The organism is Vibrio sp. YYF0003, from assembly GCF_036350715.1.
Lineage (GTDB): Bacteria > Pseudomonadota > Gammaproteobacteria > Enterobacterales > Vibrionaceae > Vibrio > Vibrio natriegens.
In genome coordinates this window covers 85,646-102,094 of sequence record NZ_JAZDWA010000005.1, presented here as the reverse complement: position 1 = coordinate 102,094, position 16,449 = coordinate 85,646, and the positions used below count along the sequence as shown (strand labels likewise).

13 protein-coding genes are annotated in these 16,449 nt (G+C 45.0%); 6 read left to right on the top strand and 7 right to left on the bottom strand.

Going from position 1 to position 16,449, the window contains the following annotated elements:
• Positions 1-35: 35 nt before the first annotated feature.
• The gene (rlmE, locus tag V1U08_RS15250; protein WP_014232893.1) at positions 36-665 is read right to left on the bottom strand and encodes a 23S rRNA (uridine(2552)-2'-O)-methyltransferase RlmE; all 630 of its coding nucleotides are present in this window, start codon (positions 663-665) and stop codon (positions 36-38) included.
• Positions 666-803: 138 nt separating this feature from the next.
• On the opposite strand from rlmE, the gene yhbY reads away from it, so the two are divergent.
• Entirely contained in the window at positions 804-1,100 is a 297-nt protein-coding gene (gene yhbY, locus V1U08_RS15245; RefSeq protein ID WP_005380066.1) for a ribosome assembly RNA-binding protein YhbY, read from the top strand.
• Between the two features lie 76 nt (positions 1,101-1,176).
• Here yhbY and greA read toward each other — a convergent pair whose 3' ends face one another.
• Positions 1,177-1,650, bottom strand: a complete 474-nt coding sequence (gene greA, locus V1U08_RS15240) for a transcription elongation factor GreA (protein WP_014232894.1) — start codon at positions 1,648-1,650, stop codon at positions 1,177-1,179.
• Positions 1,651-2,185: 535 nt separating this feature from the next.
• On the opposite strand from greA, the gene V1U08_RS15235 reads away from it, so the two are divergent.
• Positions 2,186-3,205, top strand: a complete 1,020-nt coding sequence (locus V1U08_RS15235) for a porin (protein WP_330470947.1) — start codon at positions 2,186-2,188, stop codon at positions 3,203-3,205.
• 194 nt (positions 3,206-3,399) lie between these two features.
• Entirely contained in the window at positions 3,400-4,821 is a 1,422-nt protein-coding gene (gene dacB, locus V1U08_RS15230; protein WP_330470946.1) for a serine-type D-Ala-D-Ala carboxypeptidase, read from the top strand.
• On the opposite strand, the gene V1U08_RS15225 is transcribed toward dacB, so the two are convergent.
• Together V1U08_RS15225 and tyrS are read right to left on the bottom strand one after the other, a co-directional pair.
• Positions 4,800-5,645 carry a magnesium transporter gene (locus V1U08_RS15225; protein ID WP_014232897.1) on the bottom strand — a complete coding sequence of 282 codons (846 nt, stop codon included), beginning with the start codon at positions 5,643-5,645 and terminating at the stop codon, positions 4,800-4,802. The two genes, dacB and V1U08_RS15225, sit on opposite strands and share 22 nt — an antisense overlap.
• 422 nt (positions 5,646-6,067) lie before the next feature.
• The gene (gene tyrS, locus V1U08_RS15220; RefSeq protein ID WP_014232899.1) at positions 6,068-7,255 is read right to left on the bottom strand and encodes a tyrosine--tRNA ligase; all 1,188 of its coding nucleotides are present in this window, start codon (positions 7,253-7,255) and stop codon (positions 6,068-6,070) included.
• 129 nt (positions 7,256-7,384) lie between these two features.
• Between tyrS and V1U08_RS15215 the strand changes: the two genes are divergently transcribed.
• Positions 7,385-8,674, top strand: coding sequence for a peptidoglycan DD-metalloendopeptidase family protein (locus tag V1U08_RS15215; protein WP_330471055.1), 1,290 nt, complete (start codon positions 7,385-7,387; stop codon positions 8,672-8,674).
• A gap of 26 nt (positions 8,675-8,700) precedes the next feature.
• Here V1U08_RS15215 and V1U08_RS15210 read toward each other — a convergent pair whose 3' ends face one another.
• The 3 genes from V1U08_RS15210 to erpA form a co-directional block, all read right to left on the bottom strand.
• Complete coding sequence (locus V1U08_RS15210; protein ID WP_330470945.1) at positions 8,701-11,817, bottom strand: efflux RND transporter permease subunit; 3,117 nt, start codon at positions 11,815-11,817, stop codon at positions 8,701-8,703.
• An 11-nt stretch (positions 11,818-11,828) separates the two neighbouring features.
• Entirely contained in the window at positions 11,829-12,911 is a 1,083-nt protein-coding gene (locus V1U08_RS15205) for an efflux RND transporter periplasmic adaptor subunit (RefSeq protein WP_020333914.1), read from the bottom strand.
• Positions 12,912-13,117: 206 nt separating this feature from the next.
• A complete protein-coding gene (erpA, locus tag V1U08_RS15200; protein WP_014232903.1) occupies positions 13,118-13,459 on the bottom strand; it encodes an iron-sulfur cluster insertion protein ErpA in 342 nt (113 codons plus the stop codon).
• Between the two features lie 242 nt (positions 13,460-13,701).
• On the opposite strand from erpA, the gene hemL reads away from it, so the two are divergent.
• Both hemL and V1U08_RS15190 read left to right on the top strand, forming a co-directional pair.
• Positions 13,702-14,997: a glutamate-1-semialdehyde 2,1-aminomutase gene (gene hemL / locus V1U08_RS15195; RefSeq protein ID WP_014232904.1), complete on the top strand. Its 1,296-nt coding sequence runs from the start codon at positions 13,702-13,704 to the stop codon at positions 14,995-14,997.
• Positions 14,998-15,336: 339 nt separating this feature from the next.
• On the top strand, positions 15,337-16,422 hold the full coding sequence (locus tag V1U08_RS15190) for an AI-2E family transporter (RefSeq protein WP_014232906.1): 1,086 nt from the start codon (positions 15,337-15,339) through the stop codon (positions 16,420-16,422).
• The last annotated feature ends 27 nt before the right edge of the window (positions 16,423-16,449 follow it).

The following is a 16,449-nucleotide window of genomic DNA, read 5'->3' as shown; positions in this document are numbered from 1 at the left end:
CATAGTGTTAACACGCTCTTAGTAGAGCAAAATGGTTAACCTTTGTAACCAGTGGCTACTACAAAGACCTCTCGAGAGCGAGCTCGCGATGAGTCTGGTTTTCTGACTTTTACGACTTTAAACATGTCTCGGACTTCTTTCACGTACTGATCGAAGCCTTCACCCTGGAAAACTTTAACAACAAAGCTACCATTAGGCGCTAGAACTTGTCGACACATATCTAAGGCCAATTCAACTAAATACATAGCTCTAGGTTGATCGACCGAGTTATTGCCAGCAATGTTAGGAGCCATATCAGACATTACTACATCTACCATCGATGGCTGGATTCTTTCTAACAAAGCGTCTAATACCGCATCATCACGAAAGTCACCTTGTAAAAAGCTTACACCAGCAATCGGATCCATTGGTAACAAATCACACGCAATAATTTGTCCACTATCTCCTACTATTTTAGCAGCATACTGGGACCAACCACCTGGAGCTGCACCCAGATCGACCACAGTCATACCTGGTTTTAACAGCTTATCTTTGGTTTGTATTTCATCAATTTTGAAATAAGCACGTGAACGATAACCTTTTTTACGAGCTTCGTTCGCGTATTTATCATCAAAGTGTTCTTTCAACCAACGACCAGAACTCGCCGAATGTTTTTGTTTACTCATTTTAATCCTAACAAGGCACAAATAGGAGCTATTGTTTTAATAGGCGCAACCTATTACTCAATAAATTATAGTCTTCAGCAATAGATGGCGTTAAAATAGCTTTTTTCAACCCTTATTTTAAAGAAAATTGGCCGCGTAATGAACCTAAGCACCAAACAAAAGCAGCACCTAAAAGGCCTGGCTCACAGTTTAAAACCTGTTGTGCTAATGGGCGCAAATGGACTTACAGAAGCCGTGCTAGCAGAAATTGAAATCGCTCTAAACCATCACGAACTGATCAAGGTAAAAGTTGCTTCAGAAGATCGTGAGACAAAACAGCTAATCATCGACGCTATCGTACGTGAGACGGGCGCAGAAAAAGTTCAGACTATCGGTAAAGTACTTGTACTGTACCGCCAATCTGAAGAGCGTAAAATCGAAATCCCTCGTAAGTAATCACTACTTACGTTGCTGAAGAAAAGGTCGCCAATGGCGACCTTTTTATGTTTATAGACAGAGTGATGCTTTGTAATTACAGATACTCAACTCGGTCAATTTCAAAATCTTTTGCGCCACCCGGGGTTTCGATAACCACCTCGTCACCTTCCATTTTACCAATCAGGCCACGAGCAATTGGGGAGCTAACAGAAATACGACCCGCCTTGATGTCAGCTTCATCATCGCCAACGATTTGGTAGGTTTTTTCTTCGTCAGTATCAACATCAATCAAAGTCACAGTTGTGCCAAAAATCACTTTACCTGTGTTTTCCATCTTAGTGACATCAATAACCTGTGCGACAGACAACTTGTATTCGATATCGCGGATCTGCGCTTCACAAATACCCTGCTCTTCACGAGCGGCGTGGTATTCAGCATTCTCTTTTAAATCGCCTAGCTCACGAGCTTCTGCAATCGCTGCTGAGATTTGAGGGCGTAGCTTAAGTAGACGATCTAATTCTTCACGTAGCATCTGTTCGCCACGTAGTGTCATTGGAACTTTTTCCATTATATAACCTCATGCCCAAGTCTATTTTGGACAAAAAAACCCTACCCTGTCTGTTGACTGGGTAGTGCGTTTGAAGATGTGTTTTATCTAGTTTAAACAAACTCAGGGGCGAAATCACCCTAATTCGATATCGAGTGTCGCTATGCAACCCGCACATAATGATGCTCGTCACTCTTTAGTTTAATTATTATTGCAATTTATTGAAAAACAACACAGTTCATTAAAGAAAAAACCTCAAAAAACATAAAATCTAATCAACTCTCAATAATCAGATAAAAACAAAAATCACTTAAATATCATAAATATAAATCAACAACCAAACCAATCGAACAGTGTTCACTATCCAAATTTATATCATTTTACTAACTCACCATGAAACTTTAGCGGTAAAACGTGTCCAGCAAGTTGTTCGATCAAAGACTTACCAGCGCGATGTCTTCGTTTACTAGGTACTTCTTTGAGACCAATAGCTTCTGAGAGAGAACCTCTCCCCCATACAACAATGAATTATGGACAGCTAACTAGGACAAATAAGATGAAAAAGACTCTAATTGCTCTTTCTGTATCTGCAGCAGCAATGGCAACTGGCGTAAACGCAGCGGAACTTTACAACCAAGATGGCACTTCTCTAGAAATGGGTGGCCGCGCTGAAGCACGTCTATCTATGAAAGACGGCGACGCTCAAGACAACTCTCGCATCCGTCTAAACTTCCTTGGCAAACAGCAAGTAAGTGACAACCTATACGGCGTTGGCTTCTGGGAAGGTGAGTTTACTACTGCTGACTTTGACGAAAATGGCAAAGACATCAGCGGCGAAGACTCTCTAGACACTCGTCTTGCATACGCTGGTCTAGGCGGCGCTTGGGGTGAGTTCTCTTACGGTAAAAACGAAGGTGCGCTAGGCGTTATCACAGATTTCACAGATATCATGGCTTACCACGGTAACTCAGCAGCTGACAAACTAGCAGTGGCAGACCGTGCAGACAACATGATGTCTTACAAAGGTCAATTCGAGAACCTAAGCGTTAAAGCAAGCTACCGCTTCGCAGACCGTGTAGAAAACACTAACGGTGACTTCTCAGACAACGACCAAGACGGTTACTCTCTATCTGCAATCTACGCAGTAGCAAACACTGGCCTTGAGCTAGGTGCTGGTTACGCAGATCAAGACGAAGCTAACGAGTACATGCTTGCAGCATCTTACACTATGGGCGATCTATACTTCGCTGGTGTATTCACTGACGGTGAGAAGATGACTGACGATTTTGCAGGTACGGTTGACTACACAGGTTACGAACTAGCAGGTGCTTACACTGTTGGTCAAACTGTGTTCACAACATCGTACAACAACGCAGAGACAAACGACGAAACTTCTGCAGACAACATCGCTCTTGACGCGTCGTACTACTTCAAGCCTAACTTCCGCGGTTACGTTTCATACAACTTTAACCTAATCGACTCTGGCGACAAGTTTGGTTCTACTGGTACTAAAACAACAGCAACTAAGATCGACGCAGAAGACGAGCTAGCCCTAGGTCTACGTTACGACTTCTAATTCCAGTCTTAGACTTGAATCCTCAATGCCCGCATCTTGCGGGCATTTTTTTATCGTCAGTTAACAAACCGTGTCCTTCATTTCCTTATTATTGTCTCATTAATAATTGATGAGAAAACCATTTCTCCTTCACCTAGCATCTTGGGGGAACTTGGATATACTCAACTACATAACTCACGTCAGAAAGTGTCTCTATGCGTTTACGTTGGTCCTTATTTTTCCTTTCACTGCTATGTCCGTTAGCCACACAAGCATACCCACATCAAGAGGTGCTACCTGAAGGCGCACGGATTAGTCTGGTTGCTGAAAAACTCACTGATAATGCAGAGCTTTCTGGTATTCACCCTACCGAGCAGCTATTTCCACCAGCCAGCACGCTCAAGATAGTGACCGCTTTAGCTGCCAAGTTGGAACTGGGTGATAGCTTTAGATTTCGTACTAAACTAGAAGCCTCTAAATCAGATGCAGTGATCACCTTTGTTGGCGATCCAACGTTACAAACCAAAGATTTAAAAGATCTTCTAACCCTGGCGAAAAAGAATGGCTTAAAACGCATTGAAGGTGACTTGTGGCTCGATAACAGCGTGTTTACTGGTTATAACCGCGCCGTCGGATGGCCATGGGATATTCTTGGTGTGTGTTATAGCGCTCCAGCGTCCGCCATCACACTGAATAAAAATTGTGTACAAGCATCCATTTACACACAAAAAGATGGTGGAACTCGGGTGTTTGTTCCCGAACATCAACCAATCCATGTAAAAAGCTCTGTAGAAACGGTAACAAGGGCCGTTCAGAAAAGTCGTCACTGTGATTTAGACCTTCTGCCCAACCCTGACAATCGTTATGAGTTAAATGGCTGTCTCGTCGCGAGAGAAAAGCCGTTACCTCTGAAATTCGCGGTCCAAGACCCTGAAATGTATACCAGCAAAAAGCTCGCAACGCTGCTTGCTCAACTCAATATTGAACTTAAAGGCAGAATAAAGGTAGGTTCCGCCCCTAAGAAACAGCGTAAACTATTCGCACTGCATCAGTCTCAGCCATTGTCTGTTTTACTGGATCAGATGCTAAAACGCTCAGACAACCTGATCGCCGATACGCTGACTAAAACACTTGGCGCGAAGTTTTTTGTTCAACCCGGCAGTTTTGTCAATGGAACTGAAGCCATAAAACAAATCATCTTCGCGAATACAGGGGTCGACATTCGACAAGCACGCCTGGAAGATGGGTCTGGGCTTTCGAGAAACAATCGAATATCCGCAACCAAAATGGCAGAGATACTGCGCTACATATGGAAGAATGAGAAACAGCTCAACCTTATTGCAATTATGCCAAAGTCAGGGGAATCGGGTACGCTTCAGTATCGACAAAGCATGCGTAATGCACCTATTAAAGGACAACTGATCGCCAAAAGTGGTTCGTTATATGGGACTTACAATATGGCGGGATATGGGCTAGATAAAAACGGCAAGCCGAATACTATCTTTGTTCAGTTTGTCTCTGATTACTTCCCAGAAAAAAGGGACGGAAGCAAGCCTGCTGTCGCCCCTATTACTAGCTTTGAAAAGTTATTTTATAGCGATGTTGTGAACTTTAGTCAGGCGATGCCTAAGAAGTAGTTCACTACCGTGAAGTAAATCCACATCCCTGATATATCGACGATTGAAGCAAGCACGGGACTCACCAACACGGCTGGGTCCAAATTGCATGCTCGCGCTATGATAGGCAGTAGACCACCAAGCGTGGTCGAAATTGTTACTTGGATAAACAGAGCCACAGCGATCGCTAATGCTATGTCTACCAAATCAAATCCGCCATTAGGTTGTCCGCCACTAAACAGCAGAATTCGGCCGACCATCACAATAGCGATGGCTAGAGCGAGACATAACGCGACTCGGCTTTCTTTCCAAAGTACCGCTAACCACTGGCGTTTTTTCAGCTCTCCTGTTGCGAGAGCCCGAATAACCAAGGTTGCAGCCTGTGTGCCAGTATTGCCACCAGCAGCAGCAATAACAGGCATATAGACTGCAAGTAAAACCAGTTGGCTCAACGTATCTTCATATTGAGCGATGATCAATCCCGATACGATACCTAGTAAAGCAAGCGCAATTATCCAGCCAATACGTTGCTTCACATGCTCAAATACGCCAGCAGACAAATAACCATCTGGCGTATCCACTTCAGAAATATGCAAACCCAATTGGTGCGCATAATGACGAGCACGCTTGTCATGCCCCGCTTGCTCTAACTGAGCAATAAGGCTGTTCACATAAGCAACGGAACAGTGTTGTAAAATCCCCACCGCCTCATCAATAGGCATGATAGAGAGTAACTGCAGTTGCTTATCTCGCTCGTACTGCAAAAACGCATTGCGAGCCGCACCAATTTCGACTGCAGAGAAGTTTGGTGTTGTTTCAATAAAAGTGTTGTTCATTACCGTCATGGCGAATCTCCCGATTGGCATTGGTAACGACCATCAACTACGCATGCAAAAATGACTCAGCTCATCCTTTACCGAAACAGGTAAATCAGGATACGCACAATCACGCTCACAATCGCACAGTCTATTCAGAATTTATGAAGGAAATAATAAGAAGAAACTTGAAAAGATGCCTCACCACTCAGGTAAGGCGGAGATCGCCAATACCGAAGCGGGTTATTTCGCTCCCTTAATCTTACTCACCCAACAACTGGGAGGATGGTCGGTATTGTTCATGTAAATCTCCGATAACGCTGCCATTGTTAGCAGCGAGCGTATGGTAGCAAAGTTACTCACTTTTTACAGTCTGGCTTTGTTAATATTTTGCGATTGTTTTAAACAAAAAAAGCGCCCTATTCGGCGCTTTCATTTTGCTCAATTAATAATTACTGAATCGTAATACGAGCGAATTTACGTTTACCAACTTGGAATACGTAAGTGCCTGCTTCTGGTGTGAATTTGCTGTCTGCCACTTTCTCACCGTCAATCTTAGCCGCGCCCTGTTTAACCATACGCATCGCGTCTGAAGATGATGGGCATAAACCCGCTTCTTTCAGCAGGTTGCTTACCGGACGACCTGCTTCGAACTCAAATTCTGGCATTTCATCAGGGATTTGGTTTTTAGCAAAACGGTTAACAAACTCTTGCTCCGCCGCATCAGCGTCGGCTTCACTGTGGAAACGTGCAATGATTTCTTTGGCAAGCAGTACTTTGATGTCACGAGGGTTCTTACCAGCTTCAACATCAGCCTTAAACTGAGCAACCTCTTCCAGCGGACGGAAAGACAGAAGTTCGTAGTAACTCCACATCAAATCATCAGAGATCGACATAATCTTACCGAACATTTCGCTTGGTGCTTCGCTGATACCAATGTAGTTGTTCGCAGACTTAGACATCTTCTTCTCGCCGTCCAGACCAACAAGAAGAGGCATCATTAGCACAACCTGAGGCTTCTGACCGTGAGATTTTTGTAGCTCACGACCCATTAGCAAGTTGAACTTCTGGTCGGTACCGCCAAGCTCAACATCGGTTTCCATTGCCACTGAGTCCCAACCTTGCAGTAATGGGTACATGAACTCGTGAATAGCGATTGGCTGGCCGCCTGTGTAACGCTTTTTGAAATCATCGCGTTCTAGCATTCGAGCAACTGTCTGGTTAGCTGCCAAGCGAATCATGCCTTCAGCACCAAGTTCAGAAAGCCACTCTGAGTTAAATTGGATCTTAGTTTTTGCTGGGTCTAGAATCTTAAACACCTGCTCTTTGTACGTTTCTGCGTTACGCAGTACGTCTTCACGGCTAAGTGGTGGACGAGTTGAGTTTTTACCTGTCGGGTCACCAACCATTGCAGTAAAGTCGCCAATCAGGAACGTCACTTCATGGCCTAACTCTTGGAACAAGCGAAGCTTATTGAAAATAACCGTATGGCCCAGGTGGATGTCAGGTGCCGTTGGATCCGCGCCCAACTTAATACGTAGAGGACGACCTTCTTTTAGTTTTGCGATCAGCTCTTCTTCTGGAATCAGCTCTTCAACACCGCGCTTAATCTCGGCTAGTGCAGCTTCAATGCTCGCCATTCTTGTTCACTCCCACAGATTTGGCAAAATATAATAGCTGGACATATTACTTGAATAGCGATGCATTTTGAAACACGTTAGACTAGGTAGTTGTCATTTTTTATGTTTAATTTAGCAAACAAGTACGTCATGCATTCGATTTTTGTCCGACTTCCACTCTTGCACAAAGTATTGATCGGTTTTTTTAGTGCGCTAATCATCTTCGCACTATTCTTTTTACCCGATCCGCAAGAACTTAACCCTCAGCAAAGCCGCTTAAAAGTGGGGCAATATTATCCTGTGCCAATTTCTATGGAATTGACGACATTAAACGGGACATCGTCTACTTCCTCGGTATTACGCTGGGAGACCTACAAAGTTAAAAATGGTGAAAGTGCGGCCATTCTCTTTAGCCGTGTCGGTCTATCAGCGCGCATTCTGCATGAGCTGGTTTCCTCAGATAAAGAAGTGGAACAGCAGCTAACCCGTCTTCGACCTGGCGACAGGCTGCAATTCGGCTTTGATGAAAACAATAACTTAGTTCAATTACGACGTACCTTGAGCGCATTCGAAACCTTCCGAATCAAGCTACAAGATGGCAAGTACGTCTCTGAAATCGACAAAAAAGATGTCGATTATCAATACAACTTTGCTGAAGCAACCATCAAATCTAACTTCTGGAATGCAGGCATTTCTTCAGGCTTAAACGCGAACCAAATTATGGAGTTAGCGGGAATTTTCGGCTGGGATATCGACTTTGCATTAGATATTCGTAAGAACGACACGTTCAGAGTCCTGTATCAGGAAGAGGTTGTCGAAGGGGAAGTGATTGGACGCGGTAAAATCATCGCGGCCGTGTTCAAAAACCAGGGGGATACCTTCACTGCGATTCTGGATGAAAAATCAGGTAAGTATTACGATGAAAATGGTCGAGCAATGAAGAAAGCGTTTTTACGCGCACCATTGGACTTCCGTCGTGTAAGCTCAAACTTCAACCCTCGTCGTCTGCACCCTGTCACGGGTAAAGTTCGTCCTCACCGAGGCACAGACTATGCAGCTCCAGTGGGTACGCCAATTTGGGCTGCAGGTGATGGTGTGGTGCAAAAATCGTCATACAACAAATTTAATGGTAACTACGTGTTCATCAAACACAGTAATACCTACATTACCAAGTATTTGCACCTAACCAAACGTACCGTTAAAACCGGTCAGCGTGTTAAGCAGGGTCAAACCATTGGTACGTTAGGTGGTACAGGCCGAGTGACCGGCCCTCACTTACACTATGAGTTCCTGGTTAACGGCGTGCACAAAAACCCACGCACGGTTAATTTACCTCAATCAAAATCGTTAACTGGGCAAGCAAGACAAACCTTCTTAGCCAATGCGAAAATCAACATGGCTAAGCTCGACCGATACAGCGAACTTTTAACCATGAAGTAAACAGCTCGAACAGGGAAAGAGGCGATTTATGTCGCCTCTTCCTCTGAACTCGTCACCTCATCAGATAAGTGCTCTTTGCCTAGCATAAGCAGGCAGGGAGTTAACACCAGCGTCAGCAATGTAGCAAATGCAAGCCCACCTGAAACAGCGGTTGCTAACTGAGACCACCACTGGGTACTTGGCGCACCGAATTCGATTTTCTGATTAATCAAATCGATGTTCATCTCCAGCACCATTGGCAGCAGGCCAAGAATCGTCGTGATCGTTGTAAGTAATACCGGGCGCAGACGCTGCACACCTGTTCTTAGGATCGCATCACGCTTATCCAACCCTCGTTTACGCAGCTGATTGTACGTATCAATTAAGACGATGTTGTTGTTCACTACAATGCCCGCTAATGCAATCACGCCAATACCCGACATAATCACACCGAAAGGTTTCTGGAATATCAACAAGCCCGCAAAAACGCCAACTGTCGAAAACAATACCGCACTCAGAATAAGAAACGCTTGGTAGAAACTGTTGAACTGAGTAATTAAGATCAGAGCCATACCAACCAGCGCCACGATAAATGCGTTGAGTAAGAAAGCAGAGGAATTTTCCTGCTCTTCGTTCTGACCTCGGATTTTAAACTCGACTCCCTCAGGCAAGGTTAACTCTTTGAGCGCTTCTTCAACTTTAGGCAGTTCAAGCGCCAGGTTGTAACCTTCTCTGATGTCTGCAAACACGCTGATCACTCTATGCCCATCGACACGACGGATCGTATCCTGTTTATGTTCAGGAATAATGCTGGCGAAATTGGTGATCGGAACCAGTCCAGCAGCGGTTTTAACCCGCAACTGATCAAAGCGGCCAATATCACGCTTATCCTCTGGGTAGCGCACTAATATATCGACTTCCTCTGAGGAGTCATCCGGCAGATAATCTCCCAGTTTTAAGCCGTTGGTAACAAACTGCACTGTGTTACCAACTAATGTCGCATCTGCTAAGAAGCGGGCGGCATCATCACGGCGAATATCGATCTGCCAGTCAATACCGTCTTTGCTTGAGTTATCACTGATATTGGTAAATGCAGGGTAAGCATCCGCCCAATGACGAACGATTTTCGCGCCTTCGTCTAAGCCACTGAGCGTTGAACCAGACATTTCAATAACCAAGTCGTGCTCAGTTGGTGGGCCGGCCTCCGGAAACTTGTACTCAATTTCCACCCCAGCATACTGGTCTGTGGTTTGTTTCAGTTCATCGATAATAGCTTTCACCTTACGACGATACTGCCAATCCACAGGCGTGATTTGGATTAAACCAATCTCATCATCGCCACCTGTTTTGGTGTAAACACTTTCAAACTCATCATGCCCCAACATCACCGATTCAACATCGCGCATGATTTGGTCTTTCTCATCGATAGATAAATCACCGTACGAGCGCACTTTAACCGTAAAAAATGGTGGATCTACTTCAGGGAAAAACTCTGCACCTAATCCCGCTTTAACATAAGTAAAACCAACGCCGACCGAGAGTAAGATAGCACTCAGCAAGATCTTCAACGGGTGACGCAACGCAACATTCAGCGTCTGGTAATACAGCTTAGTAATACCTGTAGCTTTGTCATAATCGCCTTCATGCAGAGCCAGCATTTTCTCGTGTTGGATAGGCGAGACGTTTTGAGGTTTACCGATAAGGCTACCGAGCACAGGTACGAATAACAGTGCCATCGCCAACGAAGCGGCCAACGTCGCGATCAATGTCAGCGGAAGATACTTCATAAACTCGCCAGTAACATCCGGCCAGAACAATAGCGGAGCAAAGGCTGCCAACGTCGTCGCTGTCGAAGCCGTGATCGGCCAAGCCATGCGCTTTGCAGCGTCTCGATACGCTTCTTTACGCGGCGCTCCTTCCTGCATGCGACGATCGGCAAACTCGGTGACCACTATCGCCCCATCGACCAGCATACCGACCGCCATTATCAGCGAGAACAAGACGATAATGTTCACTGTCAGGCCAAACACGGAGAGCACCAGCAAGCCTGTGAGGAATGAACCAGGAATCGAAATACCGACCAGTAGCGCTGTGCGAACACCGAGAATCGCAATAATCACAATTACGACTAAGATGATCGCCGACAAGATGTTGTTCTGTAGGTCGTTGAGCATCATCTTGACATCATCTGACTGGTCTCTCGTGTATTTCACCAGCAGGTTATCCGGCCATTGCTCTTGATTTTGAGCTTCGGCCATCACCGCTTTGATCAGCTCAACCGTCTCGATGATATTTTCGCCCGCACGCTTTTTGACATCGAGCACAATCGCGGACTTACCATCCAAACGTGCATAGCTTTCCGGATCACGGAACGCACGTCTTACCGTCGCCACATCACCAAAGGTAATGACTTGTTTACCATCGACTTTAACTGGCAACTCAAGCACATCTTTTAGCGTCTCAAACACCGACGGTACTTTGACCGAAAATCGGCCGTAACCAGTATCAACAAACCCCGCCGCCACCACACGGTTATTTAACGCGATCAAGTTATAGATACTCGCCTGATCCAGACCATAACTTTCCATCAACAGCGGATCGACGATGATCTCAACGATGTCTTCTCGGTCACCCGCGATATCCACTTCCAGGATCTGTCTGTAGCTCTCCAGCTTGTCTCTTAATTGGCGCGCAAGATGTACAATGGTTCTTTCCGGAACGGTTCCGTAGAGCACCACCGACAAAGCGGCTTCTTCAGACGCTAAAGTGACTTCATTGACGGTAGGCTCATCACTATCGGCGGGCAATTTAGGCTTTGCCAAGTCAACCGCATCACGCACTTCTGCCATAGCTCGATCAAGGTCTACGCCAACACTGAACTCCAGCACTACCGACGCATGCCCTTCAGATGCGGTTGCGGTCATATCTTTAACCCCTTCGATAGAACGCAACTCCTGCTCTATCGGACGCACGAGCAAGCGTTCTGCATCGGTAGGTGAAATACCTTGGTGGCTAACAGAAACATAGATAATTGGAATGGTGATATCAGGGCTCGATTCTTTCGGAATCGTCAGATAGGTAAGCACGCCAGAAATCAGAACAAAGACCAGCAGTACCATCATCGTTCGTGCGCGTGATAAAGCGGCGTCGATCAAACGTAACATATCAACCCCACTTACAATTCTTGCTTAACGGCAATCACGTCATCACCGTCACGTACAAAACCCTGACCTGTGGTGATAATGTCGACTCTATCCCCCAGCCCTGTCAGCCAAACACCATCTTGTTCGGCTTTAACCAATTGAATGGGGATAAATTTTACTTTTTTATTTTCTAGTACTTTGACACCTAAAATACCGGCTTCATCGAGTGCCAGCATCGCTGGAGTTAACTTGATCGCTAATTGTTGTTTGAGGTTTAAATCAACCTCGGTGCTGATCCCAGCTGGAATCAACTGTTGAGGATTGGGTAGTCGGATTTCAATTGGGAAAGTGTTAGTCGCTGGTGAGGACACCCGTGAAACATAACTCACCGTGCCTTCAACCGTGTCACCAGAAATAAACTTAACTTTTGCAGGCTGATTTAATGACAAGTCCTGAATATGGCGCTCACTGACGTCCGCCTCAATCACCAAGTGAGTGAGATCAATAATCGTCGCAACCGGATCGCCAACACCGACAAAATCACCCACTTCGATAAATAGATGATCGAGAATACCGCTAAACGGTGCGATTACATTGGTATTTCTCAACGCAATCTTAGCGTTGGTGACTTGCGCTCGAGCCTCTACTAAAGAAGCTTCTGCATTACTGAATGCGACCTCCCCTTGTAGTCCTTTATTTTTTAAAGATTTTGCCGCGTTGAATTCCTTTTCACGGACTTTAAGTAGTGCATGCGCGCGCTCCAATTGGATATCGAGATCGCCTTTATCAATTTGCGCTATCACTTGTCCTTGCTTAACCGACTCCCCTTTTTCAACCTTAAGCGCAATGATCTTACCGGCAATTTCCGCCCCTAAATTAGCCTGTCTGTCTGGTGCGGTACGGCCGTACAACTCGATCGTTTTATAGGTATTTTGTGCGGTAAATGTTTGGTAGGAGACTTTTGCCAGAGGAATATCTTGCGATGCACGCTGTGGTGACACATCGTCGGCTTGAAGTGAACCAAGTCCTAACCAAGCAGACATTACTAAAATAATGAGCAACGACACGATATAAGGTCGTTCAGCGAAAAATCGCGTGAAGGGGAAGCTAGCCATAATAATCTCTTGCAATAAGTAATGTTGCGAGAATTAATTCAATATACAAATCAATCTTAGTCGAATAGTTTATGATACGAATTAACTTTCTAAAAAGAAAATAATAGCGGCTGGGATTCTTAACTACGTCGCAATTTCAGGAAATTCATCAATACATAAAACAAAGGCTGCAAAAATGCAGCCTTATGAATAACTTATACGGGATATTAAACGCTAAATGATGCACCACAACCACAAGTGGTCGTTGCATTCGGGTTATTTACGAAGAAGCGTGCTCCCTCTAACCCCTCAGTGTAATCCACGATGCCGCCAATAAGATATTGCAAGCTCATTGGGTCAACAACCAGTGTTACACCACTATTTACGATGGTTGTATCACCATCATTTACGTTCTCATCGAAAGTGAAACCGTATTGGAAACCGCTACAGCCACCACCAGTGATGTATACGCGCAGTTTCAATGCTGGGTTTTCTTCTTCTGCAATCAGCGCTTTAACGCGAGATGCTGCAGCATCGGAAAAAGATAATGGTACGTTTACTTCGCTCACGAAAAACCTCTCTCACTCGTGTAATGCGTCGAGCCTGAAGCAAGACGTCAAATTTGTGCTTATTGGATACGATTATCTAATACCTGACCAACTCGTTCAAGTATTCACCGCCGATTCTTTATATCGGATAGTTAAAATTACATTGCGAAACAACACATAAATTAAGCAAAACGTTTCTAAGTTGATTATAGCTAGGTACAATGCGCACCACTTGGTCCGAGCAATCAAAAGAGGATAACCCCATGACCAAATCATCAGAACTGTATGACAAAGCCCAGAAAACCATTCCAGGCGGTGTAAACTCACCTGTTCGTGCATTCAACGGCGTAGGCGGTTCTCCGCTATTTATCGAACGAGCAGACGGTGCTCTGATTTTTGATGCCGATGGTAAGGCGTATATTGATTACGTCGGTTCTTGGGGGCCAATGATCCTTGGTCACAACCACGCTGTAATTCGTGAAGCCGTGATCGACGCTGCACAACGCGGCCTTAGCTTTGGTGCGCCAACTGAGCTAGAAATTTCAATGGCAGAACTGGTTTCTGAACTTGTACCATCAATGGAACAACTCCGTATGGTTAGCTCTGGTACCGAAGCAACCATGAGTGCGATTCGCCTTGCTCGTGGTTTCACTGGCCGTGACAAAATCATGAAATTCGAAGGTTGTTACCATGGTCACGCTGATAGCTTGCTAGTAAAAGCAGGCTCTGGCGCGTTGACTCTGGGCCAACCAAGCTCTCCGGGTGTTCCAGCAGATTTTGCTAAACATACCCTAACTGCAACATTCAACGATCTGGACTCAGTTCGCGAGCTATTTGCTGCAAACAAAGGCGAAATTGCTTGTATCATCGTTGAGCCTGTAGCTGGCAACATGAACTGTATTCCGCCAGTAGAAGGCTTCCATGAAGGCCTGCGTGAAATCTGTGATCAAGAAGGTGCTCTACTGATTTTTGATGAAGTAATGACAGGCTTCCGTGTCGCCCTTGGCGGCGCTCAGGCACACTACAACATCAAACCAGACCTAACAACATTAGGTAAAGTGATCGGTGGCGGTATGCCAGTTGGTGCTTTCGGTGGCCGTAAAGAAGTAATGCAATATGTCGCACCAACAGGTCCTGTATATCAAGCAGGTACTCTATCTGGTAACCCAGTAGCGATGGCAGCAGGCTTTGCTTGTTTGAGTCTTCTTAAAGAAGAAGGCAATGAAAAACGTCTGGCTTCAAAAACGAAGCAGCTAGCAGATGGTTTTAAATCTCTGGCAGAAAAACATGGTATTCCGTTGGTGGTAAACCAAGTGGGTGGCATGTTCGGCTTCTTCTTCACCGATCAAGATAGCGTAACTTGCTACGAAGACGTGACAAAGTGCGACGTTGAACGCTTTAAACGATTCTTCCACCTTATGCTTGATCACGGCGTTTACCTTGCACCTTCAGCATTTGAAGCAAGCTTTACATCTCTCGCTCACGGTTCAAAAGAAATCGATGCCACGCTAGAAGCAGCAGACCGCTGTTTTGCAACGCTGGCTGCTGAAGCACAATAATTCAGCAAAGGCAGTAACGACAAATCTCAAAAGGACCTTCATGGTCCTTTTTTAGCGCCAATTCAAAATAACTAAGACAACAAGTACACCAACCACAATACCTAACCACGGAGTGCGCTTGGTTTTTTTCTCGTTTTGACACGACTTGTCACCATTACAACAACCCATTTTACATCTCCTGATTGATAACCGACTGATTTGTCGTCATTATAACAAGGTATGCTACTAGGCTCTAATTGCACGGTATTATAAGACCGCGAGCACATACCGTAATAAAGGTTCACAGCCCGTGTTATAAGCTAGAAACCGTAAATATCATCCGTAATTTGGACTTATCTTATGCCAAACAATGTGAAAATCACGTCGAGTCATCGCGTTCTAATGGTCGCTCTGCTCGCCGCTGCTTTTGCTTGCTACTTATTAGTCGAACCTTACATCAACTCGATCGTAATGGCATTTATCATTTCATTACTCATGTTCCCTATACACGAATGGTTTGAGCAAAAGATACCAAAGCATAGGAACATGGCTTCGTTACTCTCTTGTGTGGTTCTGACCTTTATTATTGTGATTCCGCTTCTGTTTGTTTTTGCTGCTATCGTTCAGCAAGGCTCCTTATTTTCACAAAATACTTATAAGTGGGTAACGAATGGCGGAATTCAGGATATTTTCCAGCACCCTTTAGTTGTCAAGGCATTAGCGTTAGTTAATGAGTACTTACCTTTCGATAAAGTAGAGCCAAAAGCCATTGCGGAAAAAATTGCCCAGTTCGCCACATCATTTGGTTCAAACTTAGTCACCATCAGCGCAAAAATACTTGGTGATGCGACAAACTTCTTAATGGACTTCTTCCTTATGCTGTTTGTCCTGTTCTTTTTGTTGCGCGATCACGACAAAATAATTTCCGCCATTCGACATATACTTCCCCTCTCACGTAGTCAGGAAGACAAAATTCTGACCGAAATTGAGCAGGTATCAAAGTCCGCAGTAATGGGATCATTTCTTACCGCAATAGCACAAGGTATGGCTGGTGGGATTGGCATGTGGCTCGCCGGTTTCCCGGGACTATTCTGGGGTACTATGATGGGCTTTGCCTCGTTCATTCCTGTTGTGGGTACCGCTTTAATCTGGATACCAGCAGCGGGCTACCTTTTCCTAACGGGTGATACAACTTGGGCAATTTTCCTGACAGCATGGAGTGTGGTTATTGTTGGCTCAATTGATAATTTATTGCGCCCACTGCTGATGCAAGGCAGTTCTGGCATGAACACCTTAATGATTTTCTTCTCACTATTGGGTGGTCTGCAACTGTTTGGACTCATCGGCCTGATTTATGGCCCGCTGATTTTTGCTATCACTATGGTGCTATTTAATATCTATGAAGAGGAATTTAAAGACTTCCTCAACGATCAAGACAACAGCTAGTTACTCGTTAATGACTTCAAGCTTGGG

What these genes read in the sequence shown, in the direction of transcription:
- rlmE (WP_014232893.1), bottom strand. Translation starts at nt 665, where the DNA reads ATGAGTAAACAAAAACATTCGGCGAGTTCTGGTCGTTGGTTGAAAGAA.
- V1U08_RS15205 (WP_020333914.1), bottom strand. Translation starts at nt 12,911, where the DNA reads ATGGCTAGCTTCCCCTTCACGCGATTTTTCGCTGAACGACCTTATATC.
- dacB (WP_330470946.1), top strand. Translation starts at nt 3,400, where the DNA reads ATGCGTTTACGTTGGTCCTTATTTTTCCTTTCACTGCTATGTCCGTTA.
- yhbY (WP_005380066.1), top strand. Translation starts at nt 804, where the DNA reads ATGAACCTAAGCACCAAACAAAAGCAGCACCTAAAAGGCCTGGCTCAC.
- V1U08_RS15235 (WP_330470947.1), top strand. Translation starts at nt 2,186, where the DNA reads ATGAAAAAGACTCTAATTGCTCTTTCTGTATCTGCAGCAGCAATGGCA.
- V1U08_RS15190 (WP_014232906.1), top strand. Translation starts at nt 15,337, where the DNA reads ATGCCAAACAATGTGAAAATCACGTCGAGTCATCGCGTTCTAATGGTC.
- tyrS (WP_014232899.1), bottom strand. Translation starts at nt 7,255, where the DNA reads ATGGCGAGCATTGAAGCTGCACTAGCCGAGATTAAGCGCGGTGTTGAA.
- hemL (WP_014232904.1), top strand. Translation starts at nt 13,702, where the DNA reads ATGACCAAATCATCAGAACTGTATGACAAAGCCCAGAAAACCATTCCA.
- V1U08_RS15225 (WP_014232897.1), bottom strand. Translation starts at nt 5,645, where the DNA reads ATGACGGTAATGAACAACACTTTTATTGAAACAACACCAAACTTCTCT.
- greA (WP_014232894.1), bottom strand. Translation starts at nt 1,650, where the DNA reads ATGGAAAAAGTTCCAATGACACTACGTGGCGAACAGATGCTACGTGAA.
- V1U08_RS15215 (WP_330471055.1), top strand. Translation starts at nt 7,385, where the DNA reads ATGCATTCGATTTTTGTCCGACTTCCACTCTTGCACAAAGTATTGATC.
- V1U08_RS15210 (WP_330470945.1), bottom strand. Translation starts at nt 11,817, where the DNA reads ATGTTACGTTTGATCGACGCCGCTTTATCACGCGCACGAACGATGATG.